Genomic DNA, 15451 nt, shown 5'->3' on the forward strand with positions numbered 1-15451 from the left:
GCGCCGGCACTCACAGGTACTGACCCGTCCCGCTGATCCCCGGCGCCTGGCCCTCCTGGCCGCCGCGCCCGGCGGGCAGCCCGCGGCGCATCTGCTCCAGCTGCACCCGCGCGGCCATCTGCTGCGCGAACAGCGCCGTCTGGATGCCGTGGAACAGGCCCTCCAGCCAGCCGACGAGCTGAGCCTGGGCGATGCGCAGCTCGGCGTCCGACGGGGTGGTGCCGTCGGTGAACGGCTTGACCAGCCGCTCCAGCTCGCTCTGCAGCTCCGGCGCCAGCGCCTGCTCCAGCTCCTTCACGGACGTCTGGTGGATCTCGCGCAGCCGGTCGCGGCTCGCGTCGTCCAGCGGCGCGGCCCGCACCTCCTCCAGCAGCTGCTTGATCATCGTGCCGATCCGCATGACCTTCGCCGGCTCTTCGACGAGGTCACCGACCGATTCCTGCTGCTCGTCGTCCTTGTTCGGGATTCGCGCCGTCCCCACCGGCGAGCCGTCCGGCCCCACCACGACCACGCGGTGCGGCTGCTCGTCGGGCGAGGGTGACTCGGAAAACCTCGGTTCCGTCATTGCTCCATCCTGGCTGGTCCGGCAACGCCGCTGTGTTCGAGCCTAGCGGTCGCGCACGCCCGCGGTCGGCGACAGCCCAACCCCGGACGCATTGCGAAACTACCCCTCCGTACGGTGTTGTCCATGGCGTTCGACGTCGCTCGAATTCGTGGGTTGTTCCCCGCGCTGGGTGACGGCTGGATCCACTTCGACGGCCCTGCCGGAATGCTGGTACCCGAACAGGTGGCCTCGGCCGTGTCGACGGCGATGCGTGCCCCGGTCTCCGGCCCGGGTGGCGCGTTCCCGGCGTCCCAGCGCGCGGAGAGCATCGTGACCGCGGCCAGGCGGGCGGTGGCCGATCTCGTCGGTGCCGATCCGGCCGGTGTCGTGCTCGGTTCGAGCGCGGCGGTGCTGCTGCGTCGACTTGTCGACGTGCTTTCGGAGCGCTGGACCCTGGGCGACGAGGTGGTGGTCTCGCGCCTGGACGAGCAGACCAACATCGCGCCCTGGACACACGGCGCGAAACGCGTGGGCGCGGTCGTGCGCTGGGCCGAGATCGACATCGAGAACTGCGAGCTGCCGGCCTGGCAGTACGAGAACCTGGTCAACGCCCGCACGAAAGCCGTCGCCGTCACCGCCGCCTCCGGCTCGGTCGGCACCCGGCCCGACGTGCCGACGATCGCCGAGTTCGCCAAGCGCGTCGGCGCGCTGGTGGTCGTCGACGCCACCGCCGCGGCGCCGTTCCTGCCGCTCGACATGAACGCCCTCGGCGCGGACGTGCTCGTGGTGTCCGCGCAGGCCTGGGGCGGCCCGGCCGTCGGCGCGCTCGTCTTCCGCGACCCCGACCTGCTGGAACGACTGCCGTCCACGTCGCTCGACCCGGGCGCCCGCGGCCCGGCCCGGCTGGAGCTGGGCCCGCACGCGTATCCGCTGCTGGCCGGGCTGATCGCGTCCATCGACTACCTCGCCGGCCTGGACGACGCGGCCACCGGCTCCCGCCGCGAGCGGCTGGTGACGTCGCTCGGCTCGGCGAAGTCGTACCACGCCGGGCTGCTCGCCCAGCTCAGCACGGAACTGCGCGCGCTGCGGCACGTCATGGTCATCGGCGACGCGATGCGTCGCATCCCCGCGCTGGCGTTCACGGTCATGGGCAAGAAGGCGCCGGAGGTCGCGGAGTACCTGGCCGCGCAGGGCCTGTGCGCGTTCGCCGACCTCGGCACCAGCGGCGTGTTCGCCGCGCTCGGCGTCGGAGAGGTAGGCGGCGCGGTGCGGATAGCGCTCGCCCACTACTCCAACGTCTTCGAGGTCAACCAGCTGGTGCGGGTACTGGACGAGCTGCGCTAGCTGTTCTGTCTGAGGTTGGGTACGCGGGTGGTGGATGGGCCGCCGATGCTGGGGTGGTGTCGGTGATGGTTGTAGTCGTGGAGAAAGTGTGGCAAGGCGGCGCGCCGTTGGTCTTCTGAGTGGTAGGGCCGGGCGTAGGCCCATTCGTCGAGCAGGGTGCGGTTGAAGCGCTCTACTTTGCCGCTGGTTTGCGGCCGACAGGGGCGCAGCCGGGAGTGATCGTCCGCGGCGTTGTGCAGACAGCTGTAGCCGATCTGCGGTTTGCCGGGGGAGCGGGCGCTGGTGGTGACCTTGCGGTGCTGGTTGCCGGTGGCGCGGCGCCAGCAAGGCAGCGATGCGCGCCGGCCCCCACCGGCGCAGCACCCGCACCTTGATGATCCGCCGCTCCGTACGTGTCGGGGTTCGGCGGAGGTCCCCCCTCATTTCAAGATCATCAACTACGCGTCCCCACGTTCACAACCTCCCCGGGCAGCACAGCTAGCCGCGGACCGAGAGCAGTACCTTGCCGAACACGCCGCCCTCCTCGAGGGCCTGGTGCGCCTTGGCGGCCTCGGACATCGGCACGACCTGACCGATCACCGGCCGGACCGTGCCCTCGGCGACCAGCGGCCACAGCCGTTCCCGCACGTCGGCGACGATCCGGGCCTTGTCGTCCACCGGCCGCGCCCGCAGCGTGGTCCCGGCGACGCTGGCGCGCTTGGCCATCAGCTTGCCGATGTTCAGCTCGCCCTTGACGCCGCCCTGCATCCCGATGATCACCAGGCGGCCGCCGGTCTTCAGGGCGCTGACGTTGCGGTCCAGGTACTTCGCGCCCATGTTGTCGAGGATGACGTCGGCGCCGCCGGTCTCGTCGCGCAACACCTCGACGAAGTCCTGCTCCTTGTAGTCGATCGCGAGGTCCGCGCCGAGCTGGCGGCAGCGGTCCAGCCGGTCGGCCGAGCCCGCGGTGACCGCGACCGTCGCGCCCAGTGCCTTGCCGACCTGGATCGCGTGGGTGCCGATGCCACCGGCGCCGCCGTGCACGAGCAGCACCTCGCCCTCGGCCAGGTGCGCGTGCATGACCACGTTCGACCACACGGTGCAGGCGACCTCGGGCAGGCCGGCGCTGGTGATGAGGTCGACCTCACCGGGGACGGGCAGCAGCTGCCCGGCGGGCACGACGACGCGTTCGGCGTAACCGCCGCCGGCGAGCAGCGCGCACACCTCGTCGCCGACCTGCCAGCCGTCGACGCCCTCGCCCAGCTGGGCGACCGTGCCCGAGCACTCGAGCCCGAGGATGTCGCTCGCCCCGGGCGGCGGCGGGTAGTTGCCCTGGCGCTGCAGCAGATCGGCCCGGTTCACCGCGCTCGCGGCGACGTCGAGGAGCACCTCACCGGGGCCGGGCCGCGGATCGGGGACCTCGGCCCACTCGAGGTTGTCCGGGCCGCCGGGTTCACGGAGCTTGATCGCATGCATGTGCCCGACCCTATTGCCGGGGTACACCGAATGCACGATTGACCTCGGCGCGAATCGGGACAACAGTGACTCCTCATGTCACTTCGGCCAAAGAGACCCTTTGCCGCCCTGGTGCTGACCGCCGCATTCGCGACGGCCGCCACCCCGGCCGCGATCGCAGCCCCGTCCCCGCTACCCGACCAGCTCGTCGCGAAAACCGACGTGGGTGCCATCAACCGGCACCTGATCGCGTTGCAACGCATCGCCGACCGCAACGACGGCAACCGCGCCGCCGGAACCGGCGGGCACGCCGAGTCCGCCGAGTACATCGCCGGCAAGCTGGAAGCCGCCGGGTATTCGGTGACGCGGCAGGAGTTCCCGTTCACCTACACGGAAACGATCGCGGAAAAGCTGACGGTGAACGGCGCCGACGTGCCGATCACCGTGATGACGTATTCGGCGTCGACGCCGGCGGGCGGGATCACCGCGCCGCTGGCCGTGGTCCCGGTGGACGCCACGCCCGGTTGTGAGGCGTCGGATTACGCCGGTGTCGCGGGCAAGATCGTCCTGGTGCCGCGCGGCGCCTGCCCGTTCGCGCAGAAGCAGGCGGCCGCGGCGGACGCGGGCGCGATCGGCGCGGTCATCTACAACAACGTGGCCGGTCCGCTGAACGGCACCCTCGGTGACCCGGCGGCCGCGCGCATCCCGACGGGTGGCATTTCCCAGGCGGACGGGCAGGCGCTGTCCGGGCTGAACGGTGCCACGGTGACGCTGGACCTGCGCGAGTTCCGGGAGGAGCGCACGTCCTACAACGTGATCGCCGAGACGAAGACCGGTCGCAAGGACAACGTCGTGATGGCCGGCGCGCACCTGGACAGCGTGCCGGAGGGGCCGGGCATCAACGACAACGGCACGGGTTCGGCGGCATTGCTGGAGATCGCGTTGCAGCTCGGCGGAAAGCCGAAGGTGGAGAACGCGGTGCGGTTCGGGTGGTGGAGCGCGGAGGAGTTCGGGCTGGTCGGCTCGACGTACTACGTGGATTCGCTGAGTTTCGAGCAGCAGCTGGACATCGCGTTGTACCTGAATTTCGACATGATCGGTTCGCCGAACGCGGGGTACTTCGCTTATGACGGCGACAATTCCGACGGTGTGGGCGCCGGCCCGGGCCCGTACGGTTCGGCGCAGATCGAGGCCGAGTTGGCTGGGTATTTGAATGGTCGCGGCGTGCCGACGGAGGGCAAGGACTTCGACGGCCGGTCGGATTACGGCGAGTTCATCGCGGTCGGGATCCCCGCAGGTGGCCTGTTCACGGGCGCGGAGGGCGTGAAGACGCCGGAGCAGGCGGCGAAATGGGGCGGCCAGGCGGGTGTCGCGTACGACCCGTGCTACCACCAGGCGTGCGACAACCTGGGGAACGTCGACCGGGTGGCGCTGGACCGCAACGCGGACGCGGTCGCGTGGACGCTGGGCAGGTTCGCGCTGAGCACGGAGTCCGTGAACGGAGTCAAGCCCGGCACGGCGGCGGTGAAGCCACACCGCACCCCGGCGGTGACCAAGGCGGCGGAGCTGGCGGTGGCTTGAGGTTCTCGGGTGGGCGCCACTCCACGGGCGGCGCCCACCCGGAGTACCTCTCACCTGCCGGGCTGCTTGCACCCTGCGCTGCTTGCTCGCGTTGCCCGCCTGCGCTGGCCTGCCTCGATGGCGATTCCCTCATGCACCCGCCGAGCGCGAGCGTTCTCCTCTGCGGCGGCTTGTCTCCCACGAAAGTCCCACTCGCTGACGCGCGAGTGGCCCACTCGGTCGCGCGCGAGTGGCCCACCGGCACGGCGGTGGTTCACACCGCGAGATTCGTGTTCGCGGAACTACGAGATGCCCATTCGCCGGTCCACGAAAATCCCACCCGCTGACGCGCGAGTGGCCCACCCGCCGCAAAAGGTCTGCCCACCGCGTGAAAGTCCCACTCACTCCCGCACGAAAGTCCCGCTCGCTCCCGCACGAACGGTCCACTCACCCCCGCACGAACGGTCCACGCGCGTCACCCGAGGTTGTTCGTTCCGAAGGTGTCGCACCGCGCCGGGTCGCCGGTCTGGAGCCCCGTCGTGAACCACCGCTCCCGCTGGGCCGACGTGCCGTGCGAGAACTGCGATTCGTCCACCTGCCCGCCGCCGAGGTGGGACTGGATGTAGTCGTCGCCGATGCGGGACGCGGTGTCCAGCGCGCGGTCGATGTCGTCCTGCGTGATCTCACTGATCAGCGGCCGCCCGGTCGACGACGGCGTGGTCGTCGCGTGGTTGGCCCACACCCCGGCGTAGCAGTCGGCCTGCAGTTCGAGCCGCACCGAACCCGAGGTCGGCCCCGTCTCGTTGCCGACCCGGCGGGACGTGCCGAGCTGGTTCTGCACGTGGTGGCCGTACTCGTGCGCCAGCACGTACGCCTCGGCGAACGTGCCGCCCTCCGCGCCGAACCGGGTGCGCAGTTCGTCGTAGAAGGACAGGTCGATGTAGACCTCGGAGTCGGCCGGGCAGTAGAACGGGCCGACGTCGGAGGTCGCGCTGCCGCACCCGGTGCGCACGCCGCCGCTGAAGAAGTTCGTCTGCGCGGCGCGGTACGTGCGGCCGGAGCGGGCGAACTGGTCGCTCCAGTAGTCCTGGATGGAGTTCACGATGGCGACGATCGCGCAGTCGTGATTGGAATTGGCGTCCGCGCCGGTGCGGCATTCCTGCGCCAGCGAGCCGTTGCTGACCTGCTCGCCGGAGCCGAGTTCGCCCAGGCCGCCCACGCCGCTCGGGCTGACCCCGCCGATCTGGGAGAGCACGAAGTAGATGATCACGCCGACGACGCCGAGCCCACCGCCGCCGAGCGCGACCCGGCTCCCGATGCCCCCACCGCCGCCGCGGAGGTCGTCGACCTCGGACGTGTCCAGCCCGGCGCCTTCGTCAAACCTCACCGCGTCTCCCTCACACAAGCCTGGGTGCGGACTCCGCGAGTCCGCACCCAGGATTACCGAGGTTGTCAATTGTAATCAGCGGCTGACCACGTCGCGGGCCGGCGAGGAGCTCTGCTGTGCGGACACGGAGACCGCACTGAGGCAGGCTCGAAATCGCCGTGGTGCGCAAGCGATGGTCGAGGCGCATCGAGATGGAAACCCGTTGCTGCTCACAGTCACAGCCGGACTGGGTTCACCGCATCCCGGCTGTGGGTCCACAGCTGTATCCGGTAGTCAACCGCGAGGAACTTCTCGTCATTGAACCACCTGACCCTCTCCCGGCGGACGGCTCGATGGACCGCACCCGGGTAGTGCGTCCCTGGACCGGTGACCGATCCGCCGTTGCCCTCAAGCATGCGCCTGCGCGGGCGAATCCTCAACCGGAGCGTCGTCCCTCGTTGGTTGGTAATCGCGGTTCCGGGCTACTGTTCGGTACATGGCTGAGGTGCGCTGGCTGAGCGAGCCGGAGATGTCGGCGTGGCGCGCGTACGTCGTCGCCACGCTGCGGCTCCGCCAGCGGCTGCACCGCGAACTGGCGGCCGCGCACGACGTGTCGCTGACCGACTACGAGGTCCTCGTGTGCCTGGAGATGGCGCCGGAGCGGCGGATGCGGATGTCGGAGCTGGCGGCCATGATCGGTTCCACGAAGAGCCGCCTGTCGCACCAGATAGCGCGCATGGAAGCCGCCGGCCTGGCCCGGCGGGCACCCGACCCGGACGACAAGCGCGGCGTGGTGGCCGAACTGACCCCCGGCGGAGAGGCCCTGCTGAAAGAAGCCGCGCCGACGCACGTCGAGGGCGTCCGGGCCCACCTGATCGATCTGATGACCCCCGAGGAGCAGGCGGTGCTCGCCAGGGTCTTCTCCCGGGTCGACGAACACCTCGAGGGCCTGGGCGGCTGAGCCGCTACCCTGAGGCCCAGGGAAGCGTGGCAGAGCGGCCGAATGCACTCGCCTTGAAAGCGAGCGTCGGGAAACCGACCGGGGGTTCAAATCCCTCCGCTTCCGCGCCGTTGACCAGGGCGGATGCCGGGCGGGGCAGACGCACTCGCCCGGCAACCGCCCCGTGAGGCGACCTTCCGGAGTCGTTCCTCGGCTGAGCGAAACTCGCGCGCGCCGTCTGCCGGCCGTCTGCCAGGAAAGGGACGATCGGCAGCTGGGCCGACCACAGTCGACCGGAAAGGCGGTGCCGTGCGCTCCTTCGCCGAACTGGTGCGCGAGGCGGAATCGGCGCCCGTCGAGGGCTGGGACTTCTCCTGGCTCGACGGGCGGGCGACCGAGCAACGACCGTCCTGGGGCTACCAGCGGCTGCTGGGGCAGCGGCTGGCCGGTGTCGACGCGGCACTGGACCTGGAGACCGGCGGTGGCGAGGTGCTGGCCGGGGCGCGGGCCACCTTCCCGCCGCTGATGGTGGCCACCGAGTCGTGGCCGCCGAACCTCGCCAAGGCCGCCGGGCTCCTCCGCCCCCGTGGCGTGCACGTCGTCGCCCAGGGCGAGTCGCCGCCGCTGCCGTTCGCCGAAGCCGTCTTCGACCTCGTCACCAGCAGGCATCCGGTGGCGCCGTGGTGGGACGAGATCAGCCGGGTCCTGCGGCCGGGTGGCACGTACTTCGCTCAGCACGTCGGACCGGCCAGCGCCTTCGAACTCGTCGAGTACTTCCTGGGCCCCCTGGACCGGCGAACGCACCGGCTGCGGCACCCGGACGACGAACGCGCCGCGGCGGAGGCCGCCGGCCTGCGGGTCGTGGACCAGCGGCACGAGCGGCTCCGGATGGAGTTCTTCGACGTCGGCGCGGTGATCTACTTCCTCCGCAAGGTGGTGTGGATGGTGCCCGGCTTCACGGTCGAGACCTACCGCGACCGGCTACGCGAGCTGCACGACCAGATCACCGAGCGGGGCCCGTTCGTCGCACACGCCTCGCGGGTGCTGGTGGAGGCACGCAAACCGGCCTGAGCACAGGACGTTCCCCCGCGGCTCATTTCGCCGGCCGCCACAGCAGCGCCACCCCGTGGCCCGGCAGCAGCCAGGACCGCACGTCCAGGTCGCTCAGCTCCTCCGGCTTCAGCCACCGCGCCGACGCCGTGTTCGACCGGAACGTGAACGGCACCACCCGGAACTCGAACGCGTCCCCGCCGTCGAGGTCCAGCTCCTTGGTCGACATGGAGATCCGCTCGACGTAGCACGGGTACGGCGCCTGCCAGTAGCAATAACCATCGTCGATGCGTTGCAGCGCGGTCGCCCGCATCGACAGGCGCTCGATCGCGGCCACCGTGTGGTCGTCGCCGGCGATGTCGGACAGGTCGCACTCGAAGATGCGCAGGTCGGCGAGGTGGTCGAGCGTGTTCTGCCGGGGGAGCGGGCCCATGTTGGTGCGGAAGAACGTCAGGTAGTCGGCCCACTGCTGGTACTTCACCTCGCGCAGTTCAAGCCTGCTCGAGGACGCCACGCGGTGCCTGCCCTCGCCGTCGAGGTACTCGATCCGCAGGCGCACGGACGGCAACATGTCGTCCACCGAGCTTTCGAACAGCGAGCTGTCCGGCACGAACCACAGCTCGAACAGCGGCAGCTGGCACCCGGCGCTGATCGAGTCCCGCAGCAGCGCGTTGCACGTCGCGAAGATGATGAACCGGTCGACGTGCACGTTCTTCTTGAAGCTGTACGTCACCGCGGTAGTCAGGTGGTAGATCTCGTGGTCCACCGCGCTCAGCTCGAACGTCACCCCGGTGTGGGTGCTGATCGTCAGGTCCCCGCCGAGCGGACGCAGCCCCTCCCCGCCCAGCACGCCGGTCACCACATCGCGGTTGGCCTCGTTGTCGCCGTAGATCGAGTGCAGGAAGGTCTCCATGACCTGCTGGGGGAGCAGTGCTTCGACGATCCGCGGACCGGAGATGCGCGCCATCTCGCTCACCAGCCACGGGTGCACGAACAGCTCGTACCCGCCGATCCCCGCGCCCACCACGATGACCAGCGGAAACACCGCCTCCAGCACGTCGTGCAGGGCGGTCGGCCAGCCGGGGCCCGACTGCCAGGACACGACCGTCAGCAGCGCGGCGACCCCGGCGAGCACCAAACCGAACGCGACACGCAGGACACCAGGACGGGGTTTCGGGCGCGCATCCAGACCAGGCCGCTGTTTCTCCCCAGCTGTCACAGCCTCTCCGCCCGGTTCGAGAGAAACCATGATCGGCGGAGAGGCTGTCGCAGCGAAAGCGTCCGATAGGCTTAATTCACTCCCGGTGCCAGCGCGGCTCGTCCTCCAGCGCGTACGTCGTGAGCGTGGCCCGCTCGTCCGGCGGAGCGCCGGTCTGGGCGACCAGGTCGCTGTACAGACCGAGCAGGTGCGTGGCCATCGCCGCGCGGGCGCCGCCCTCGTCGCGGCGCTTGAGGAACCAGGTGACCTGGTGGTGGTCGTTGGCGGAGCGGACGTGCACCTCGGAGCTGCTGTAGCTGTTGCGCCGGTAGCCGCGCAGCTGCGGAACCAGCGACCGGTACAGCTGGTCGAGCAGCTCGTTGTGGCTCGCCCGCACGACCGCCGCGTGGAAGTCCTCGTCGGTCTGCAGCAGCTCGTCCCTGTCGTCGATGGACGCGGACTGGTGCAGCTTCGCCAGCTTCGCGATGTCGTCCAGCTCGCCCGCCGTCGCCCGGGTCGCGGCCAGGCTCGCCGCGGTCGCCTCCAGCGCGATCCGGACCTCCATCAGGTCCGCGTCGCTCACGCGCCGGTCGAACACCAGCGGCTCGTCGTGGTCGGACACGTCGGTCGACCGGACGTACCAGCCGCGGCCCCGCATCACCTCGACCACGCCCTGGAGCTGGAGCCGTTGCAGGGCGGTGCGGAGCGAACTGCGCGCCACCGCCATCCGCTGGGCCAGTTCCGGTTCGGTGGGCAGCCGGTCACCCGCCTTGAACTTGCCACTCCTGATCAGCGACCTGATCTTGTCCTCGATCAGTTCGGGCAGCGGCTTGCGCGTGTTCGGTGAGAGAGCCCAGCTCTCGTCATCCATCGTCAACCTCTTCGCGCTCTTGGGTTCCCCGAGCCTCGGAGAACCATAACTCCAAACTGATGCCAGACGCAAGTTGTCTGTCAAGTGTCGTCACTTGACAGACAACCGACAGCAACGAGATCATACAACTGCCGACAGCAGGTGAGCGGCCGGCCACCAGCCGGGTTGCCACCTCGGCCAGTGAGGAGGTGTTCGCAATGAACTCGGAATCTCTGTTCGCTGTGATTTTCTTGGTGGCTCTCGGGGTGACCATCATCGGGTGGCGGACCGTCATCGTGATGACCCTGACGGCGGGCTTCGTCCTGGCGGTTCTGGGGTTCGTGCAGATCGTTTCGTTCCTCGGCTCCGGCGTGTAGGAGCGGAACCAGGGGGCGGCGCCCGTCTGTTGTCTGACAGCCGCCCCCGGCGTGGGGGCCGGTCGCCCGAGTTGTACTCTCGCGCGGTCCAAGGCTGTTCCCTCCTAGTGGAAGCCGCACGCACGGATGCATTCCAGATCTGCCTGGCCGGATGCCACGGCCGTTCATGCGGCACTGGCGCCCGCGCACGCGGTGATCGAGGAACGTCGCGCGCTCTACCGAATGGGCCTCGAACTTCTGTCGCCGGGCCACCCACCGGTCTCGGTGGCGCAGCTGGACAACCCGCTGTTCCGGTTCCGGATCGGTGAGGCGCTGGCCGGACGGCTGCCCTTCACCGACACCGACACCGACGACGACCTCGGCCCCATCACGACCGAACTACCCGCGGGGCCGATCGCGATCCGGGTCGCCACCGGAGCCGACGCCAACGAGCGCCTGGCTGAAGCCATGCGGGTGATCCAGACGCAGAGCCTGCCCGGCTGCCGCCCGCCGCGGCTGCTGACCGGCGACGGCGAAGCCCTGGCCACGGTCGTGGCCGGCCTGCGCAAGGTCCGCGAGGTCAGCCCGGCGCTGGCCGACGACCTGCTGGCGCACGTCGGCCTGCTCGTGATCCTCGATCCCGCGACCTCCGGCGGGCTGATCTCCGCGTCGTCGCGGCTGTTCCCGGGGCTCATCCTGATCGACCGGCCGTCGTCGGTGTACGAGGTGGCCGAGGCGATCATCCACGAGGGCGCGCACGTCAAGCTCTTCGACTTCGCGATCACGCGGAACTTCCTCGGCGCCGATGTGGCGGAGGGGCGGGTCTTCCGGCCGTCCTGGTCGTCGGCCGGGTGGCCGGTGGAGCAGGTCATGGCCGCGTTCCACGCCTACACCTGTCTCGCCCAGTTCGCCGAGGACGTCGCCCGGCGCGGGGAAACCACGGAACTCGGCCCGGATTCCCTGCTGTCCCGCGCCCGTGAGCGCGCCACCGAAATCGGTCGCTGGCTGCTCGGCGAAGAGGACGCGCTGGAATTCGACGCCAAGTGGCTCCTGCACACCTTGATGTGTGATGGGACCGGACCCGAACAACTGCCTCCGGTCACCCGTCCGGTGCCCGCCGGCCACTACGCGCTGGATCCGCTGCTGCGGCTCGCCCGGATGGAGGCCACCGGCCGGGTGCTCGCCGGGCGTCCCGGCAACCCACCGGAATTGCACTGGCTCGACGGGGAAGCGGCCGATCTGGTCGTCGAGATTGCGCAGGCTCCGGCGGGGAAGTCCCTGCCGGAAATCGGTGCCGAACGTGCGGCTGTACTCGGCGCGCTGGTGGAGGCGACCTTGGTTCGTGCCACCCCGCGCGGGGGAGTACTGTCCTCTTCGGACGGAACACACGCGTCGGAAGGAAACTGATGTCAGTGCAGTGGGACCCTCGCCGGAGACACGAAAACCGGCCCGGCGAAACGATGGTGCCCCGACCGGAGAACGGGATCGTTTCCCCGAATCCCGGCCTCGGCCGTCAGCCTTACGGTCAGCCGATCACCCGGGTGGATTTCTTCCGTCGCATGCCGACCGGCGGCACCGCCTACCTCAAGCCCGCCGACTCCACCGAGGACTGAACCGGCCGGGCTCGTCGACCCGGGCGAGCCCACGGCCATGTGACGAACGGCGTCAAATCGTCCCGTTCGCCATCGCTTCGCAGCTGCGCAACACGACTGCCGCGGCGCGACGCTCCCCGGCGCTCAGCTCCGGGTTCTCCGCCTGGTCCCGCCACCGCCGCACGGCGAGCAGCACCGGCTCCGCCCCCAGCCGCTCGGTCCGCGACGTTCCCGCGGCACCGATCAACCGCAGGGCTTCCGCCTTCAGGTCCGCCGAAAAAGACGTCCGTCCGGTTTGCAGCGCGGCCACCAGCCGCAGCTCCCGGAAATCGTGGGCACCGGCCAGCAACCGTTCCAGTTCGGTCGCCAACCCGGCCGCGGCCGGGCGCGGTTCCATGCGCAGCACCACTTCCAGCCCGATCAACGCCGACCGCGCCTTGAGCGCGTCCCGCCGCGCCACGAAGTACCCGTCGATCGCCTCGCGCAGGTCGGCCAGGCCGCTGCGCGGCCCGAGCTGACCGGCCAGCGCCGGCAACGTGTCCGCGCCGCGGCGGATCAACGTCAACGCCAGCCGCACGCCGAAGATCCCGAACCGGGCGAGCAACGCGGCGCGGTCGGACGCGGCCACCGGCGCCGGGAACTCCGCCGCCGCGAACCGGTCCGCCGACAGCAACCGCGGCTCCAGCTCCTCCCGTGGCACGGCCGCGAGCGCGCGCAGCACGGCGAACTCCGGCTCGGTCAGCGTGCGCGCCGCCGCGGCCAGCAGCCCGGCCACCGGCACGACGTCCTGGCACAGCCCGGCCACCTCGGGCGCCACCCGGTAGCGGCGCGCGACCTGCCGGGCCGAGATCACGGCGTCCACCCGGCCGCCACCCAGCTCGTCCGCCCGCGACAGCACGACCAGCGCGTTCACGGCCGCCGCTCGCGCGACCGGGTGGTCCTGCAGCGTGTGCAGGAACGACAAATCGGCCTCGGACGGGCGCCGCACGAGGTAGAGGACCGCGTCGGCGTCCATGCAGATCCCCTCGATCGTGCTCGGCGCCGCACCGCCGTCGATCGCCGGCGTGTCCATCAGCATCAGCTCGTCCGGTGAGCGGCCCGGCGAGGTCCGGAACCACGTCATCTCACCCTGCGGTGGCTCACCGGCCAGCGCGGCGACCAGCGTCGACCGGCCCGAGCCGCGCGGCCCCACCACCGCCAGCCGGAGCGGGTCGTCGAACCGGGTCAGCTGGCGCTGCAACCAGCTCGTCGCCCGCGGGCTGTCCTGGTAGACCTCCAGCGCCTCCTGCAGGACCCCGCGCGTCCTCGCGGCCAGGCTCACGCGCTGATCCCCCGCTGGGTCGGCAGCTGCGCGGGCGTGGCCAGCGCCTGGGCCCGGCGGCGCAGCACGTTCAGCTCGTCCATCATCCGCCGGATCTCGTTCGCCCGGACCGTGCGACGGGTGGTGTCGTCGTCGATGGCCTGCTTGAACGTCTTCGCGGTTTCGGTGATCTCGCCACGCAGCTCGTCGGCGACCCCGTTGAGCCGGTCGCGCAGCGCGCGGTGGATCTGCCGCGCGGTGTCCTTGCTGTGCTTGCCGTAGCGCAGGAAGAAGTCGTCCACGTACCGGTGCGCGGCGGTCTTCGCGGCGTGCTGGCGCCGCTTGAGCCGGTTGCCGCGCTCCTCGAACACGCTCTTCGCGCCGAAGGCCGCGCCCGCGCCGAGCGAGATCGGGTTGATCAGCGGCAGGCCGGCGATGGTGGTCGCGAGACCGAACATCAGCAGGCCGCTGTAGGACCCGCGCATGCCGACGAAGAGCTTCTGCCCGACGCTGAACCGCTCGACCCGCGGCATCCGCAGGTCCCCGACCGCGTCACCGGGCACCTCGCGCGGCAGCGAGTCGGGCAGCGCGTCTTCGCGGTGCGGAGCGACCTGCCGCGCGATCTTGCGCGCGATCCACTCGAACCGGTCGAGCAGCCATTCGGAGTTCGTCTCGGCGACCGTGGTGAGGTTATCCCGCAGCCACTCCTCGAACTCGGGCCACGTCTTCGCCGGGTCCGCGGTCTCGAAGTACTCGTCGACCTCGACCAGGATCTTGCGGGTCCGGTCGCGCAGGTCGAACTCGACGTCCGAGATCAGGTCGGACACCTCGTCGGACAGCAGCGTCTGCCACCGGTTCGCGTCCCGCTGCAGCCTCTCCAGACGTCGTCCCGCGGCGTGCCAGCGGGCGACCGCGTCGCCGTTGTCCGGCTGCTGCGTCGCGGCGTACTCCTCGGTCAGGGAGTTCTGCAGGGCCTCGACGGTGGTGGTGCTCAGCGCGGCGACCGAGCGGCGCGCCAGCAGGTCCGCCTGGCCGGGGAGGTCCTGGTGCAGGCACTTGACCAGCTCGCCGAACCCGGACTCGGCGTTGAGCGCCTGGTCGCCGGTTTTCGCCGCGGCCAGCCGCAGCGCCGCCGAAACCGGGACCAGCGACGCCATCAGCCCGCGCTGGTCGAGGCGGTTGCGGTTGCGCTGCGCCACCGCCCGCCAGCCCGGGACCAGATCGATCTTGGTGAGCACCACGAGCACGGTCGGGCACAGCCGGACGACCTGTTCGAGCAGCTGGATCTCCGACGCCGACAGCTCGCTCGTGGCGTCGGTGGCCATCAGCACGGCGTCCGCCGAGTCGACGGTCTCCATGGCCGCCCGCGCCGGTGTGTCGACCAGCGCCAGGCCGCCGGACAGCAGCGCGCGGGGCAGGCCGACCTCGGCCCGCACGACCGGTGGACCGCTCACGGCGACCGCTTCCCGATTGGCCTGCCCGGTGACCGACTCGACCGGGACCGGCTGCCGGGCGGGACCTTCGATGGCCCGCGGACCGGCCGTGACGACGGCCGCGGTGGGGGTCTCGGCGTGCGTGACGACGGCCGGGACGGTGGTCGTCGCGTCCTCGCCGACCGCGCACACCGGCGCGTTGACCAGGGCGTTCACCAGCTGGCTCTTGCCCTGGCCGGACTCGCCGATCACGACCACCCGCAGCTGCTCGTCGAGCAGCTGGGCTCTGCGTCTGCGGATGCGATCGACCAGATCCGGACGCCGTTGGGTGGCGCAGACGTGGGCGGTGTCGTCCAGTACGTCGAGCCAGGGCGGTGCAAGCACGCGGAGGAGTGTGCCGTGTCGTGACCAAAACGTGAAGCGGCGGGGTCCGTTCTGAGACGAACCCCGCCGCTCCGTCGGTGAGTGGTAGCCGCGCCGTTGC

General features: G+C 70.6%; 14 protein-coding genes, 1 tRNA gene and 1 pseudogene. 8 read left to right on the forward strand and 8 right to left on the reverse strand.

Annotated elements, in window-relative coordinates; translation table 11 throughout:
* Positions 1–10: 10 nt before the first annotated feature.
* Positions 11–565 (reverse strand): bacterial proteasome activator family protein, encoded by a 555-nt coding sequence (locus D0D15_RS01715; protein WP_094003577.1) that lies wholly within the window; start codon positions 563–565, stop codon positions 11–13.
* A 123-nt stretch (positions 566–688) separates the two neighbouring features.
* On the opposite strand from D0D15_RS01715, the gene D0D15_RS01720 reads away from it, so the two are divergent.
* Positions 689–1888 carry a cysteine desulfurase-like protein gene (locus D0D15_RS01720; RefSeq protein WP_094003578.1) on the forward strand — a complete coding sequence of 400 codons (1200 nt, stop codon included), beginning with the start codon at positions 689–691 and terminating at the stop codon, positions 1886–1888.
* Here the strand turns inward: D0D15_RS01720 and D0D15_RS37990 are convergent.
* A pseudogene (locus D0D15_RS37990) lies at positions 1885–2106 on the reverse strand (integrase core domain-containing protein); the annotation flags it as partial. The gene D0D15_RS01720 and the pseudogene D0D15_RS37990 overlap by 4 nt on opposite strands.
* 259 nt (positions 2107–2365) lie before the next feature.
* Entirely contained in the window at positions 2366–3343 is a 978-nt protein-coding gene (locus tag D0D15_RS01730) for an NAD(P)H-quinone oxidoreductase (protein WP_094003579.1), read from the reverse strand.
* 75 nt (positions 3344–3418) lie between these two features.
* On the opposite strand from D0D15_RS01730, the gene D0D15_RS01735 reads away from it, so the two are divergent.
* A complete protein-coding gene (locus D0D15_RS01735) occupies positions 3419–4903 on the forward strand; it encodes a M28 family metallopeptidase (RefSeq protein ID WP_094003580.1) in 1485 nt (494 codons plus the stop codon).
* Between the two features lie 454 nt (positions 4904–5357).
* On the opposite strand, the gene ypfJ is transcribed toward D0D15_RS01735, so the two are convergent.
* The gene (gene ypfJ / locus D0D15_RS01740) at positions 5358–6269 is read right to left on the reverse strand and encodes a KPN_02809 family neutral zinc metallopeptidase (RefSeq protein WP_094003581.1); all 912 of its coding nucleotides are present in this window, start codon (positions 6267–6269) and stop codon (positions 5358–5360) included.
* A 475-nt stretch (positions 6270–6744) separates the two neighbouring features.
* Between ypfJ and D0D15_RS01750 the strand changes: the two genes are divergently transcribed.
* The 3 genes from D0D15_RS01750 (at position 6745) to D0D15_RS01760 (ending at position 8259) form a co-directional block, all read left to right on the forward strand.
* A complete protein-coding gene (locus tag D0D15_RS01750) occupies positions 6745–7209 on the forward strand; it encodes a MarR family winged helix-turn-helix transcriptional regulator (RefSeq protein ID WP_094003583.1) in 465 nt (154 codons plus the stop codon).
* Positions 7210–7229: 20 nt separating this feature from the next.
* Positions 7230–7314 (forward strand) — tRNA-Ser (locus tag D0D15_RS01755).
* A gap of 183 nt (positions 7315–7497) precedes the next feature.
* Entirely contained in the window at positions 7498–8259 is a 762-nt protein-coding gene (locus D0D15_RS01760; RefSeq protein ID WP_094003584.1) for a methyltransferase domain-containing protein, read from the forward strand.
* Positions 8260–8281: 22 nt separating this feature from the next.
* Here D0D15_RS01760 and D0D15_RS01765 read toward each other — a convergent pair whose 3' ends face one another.
* Both D0D15_RS01765 and D0D15_RS01770 read right to left on the reverse strand, forming a co-directional pair.
* Positions 8282–9457 carry a hypothetical protein gene (locus D0D15_RS01765; RefSeq protein ID WP_233157062.1) on the reverse strand — a complete coding sequence of 392 codons (1176 nt, stop codon included), beginning with the start codon at positions 9455–9457 and terminating at the stop codon, positions 8282–8284.
* A 76-nt stretch (positions 9458–9533) separates the two neighbouring features.
* Positions 9534–10307, reverse strand: a complete 774-nt coding sequence (locus D0D15_RS01770) for a FadR/GntR family transcriptional regulator (RefSeq protein ID WP_094003585.1) — start codon at positions 10305–10307, stop codon at positions 9534–9536.
* 233 nt (positions 10308–10540) lie between these two features.
* Here D0D15_RS01770 and D0D15_RS37500 point away from each other — a divergent pair, with 233 nt between their 5' ends.
* The 3 genes from D0D15_RS37500 to D0D15_RS35780 all read left to right on the forward strand — a co-directional run bounded on the left by D0D15_RS37500 (position 10541) and on the right by D0D15_RS35780 (position 12255).
* A complete protein-coding gene (locus tag D0D15_RS37500) occupies positions 10541–10663 on the forward strand; it encodes a hypothetical protein (protein ID WP_255407831.1) in 123 nt (40 codons plus the stop codon).
* Between the two features lie 222 nt (positions 10664–10885).
* Positions 10886–12049, forward strand: coding sequence for an aKG-HExxH-type peptide beta-hydroxylase (locus D0D15_RS01775; RefSeq protein WP_233157063.1), 1164 nt, complete (start codon positions 10886–10888; stop codon positions 12047–12049).
* Entirely contained in the window at positions 12049–12255 is a 207-nt protein-coding gene (locus tag D0D15_RS35780; RefSeq protein WP_143266138.1) for a hypothetical protein, read from the forward strand. Before D0D15_RS01775 ends, D0D15_RS35780 begins: the two co-directional genes overlap by 1 nt.
* A gap of 52 nt (positions 12256–12307) precedes the next feature.
* Here the strand turns inward: D0D15_RS35780 and D0D15_RS01780 are convergent, their stop codons facing one another.
* A complete protein-coding gene (locus D0D15_RS01780) occupies positions 12308–13555 on the reverse strand; it encodes a GTPase domain-containing protein (protein WP_094003587.1) in 1248 nt (415 codons plus the stop codon).
* Entirely contained in the window at positions 13552–15351 is a 1800-nt protein-coding gene (locus D0D15_RS01785; protein ID WP_094003588.1) for a dynamin family protein, read from the reverse strand. Before D0D15_RS01785 ends, D0D15_RS01780 begins: the two co-directional genes overlap by 4 nt.
* Positions 15352–15451: the final 100 nt, after the last annotated feature.

The organism is Amycolatopsis thermalba (assembly GCF_003385215.1).
In the GTDB taxonomy this organism is placed as follows: Bacteria; Actinomycetota; Actinomycetes; order Mycobacteriales; family Pseudonocardiaceae; genus Amycolatopsis_E; species Amycolatopsis_E thermalba.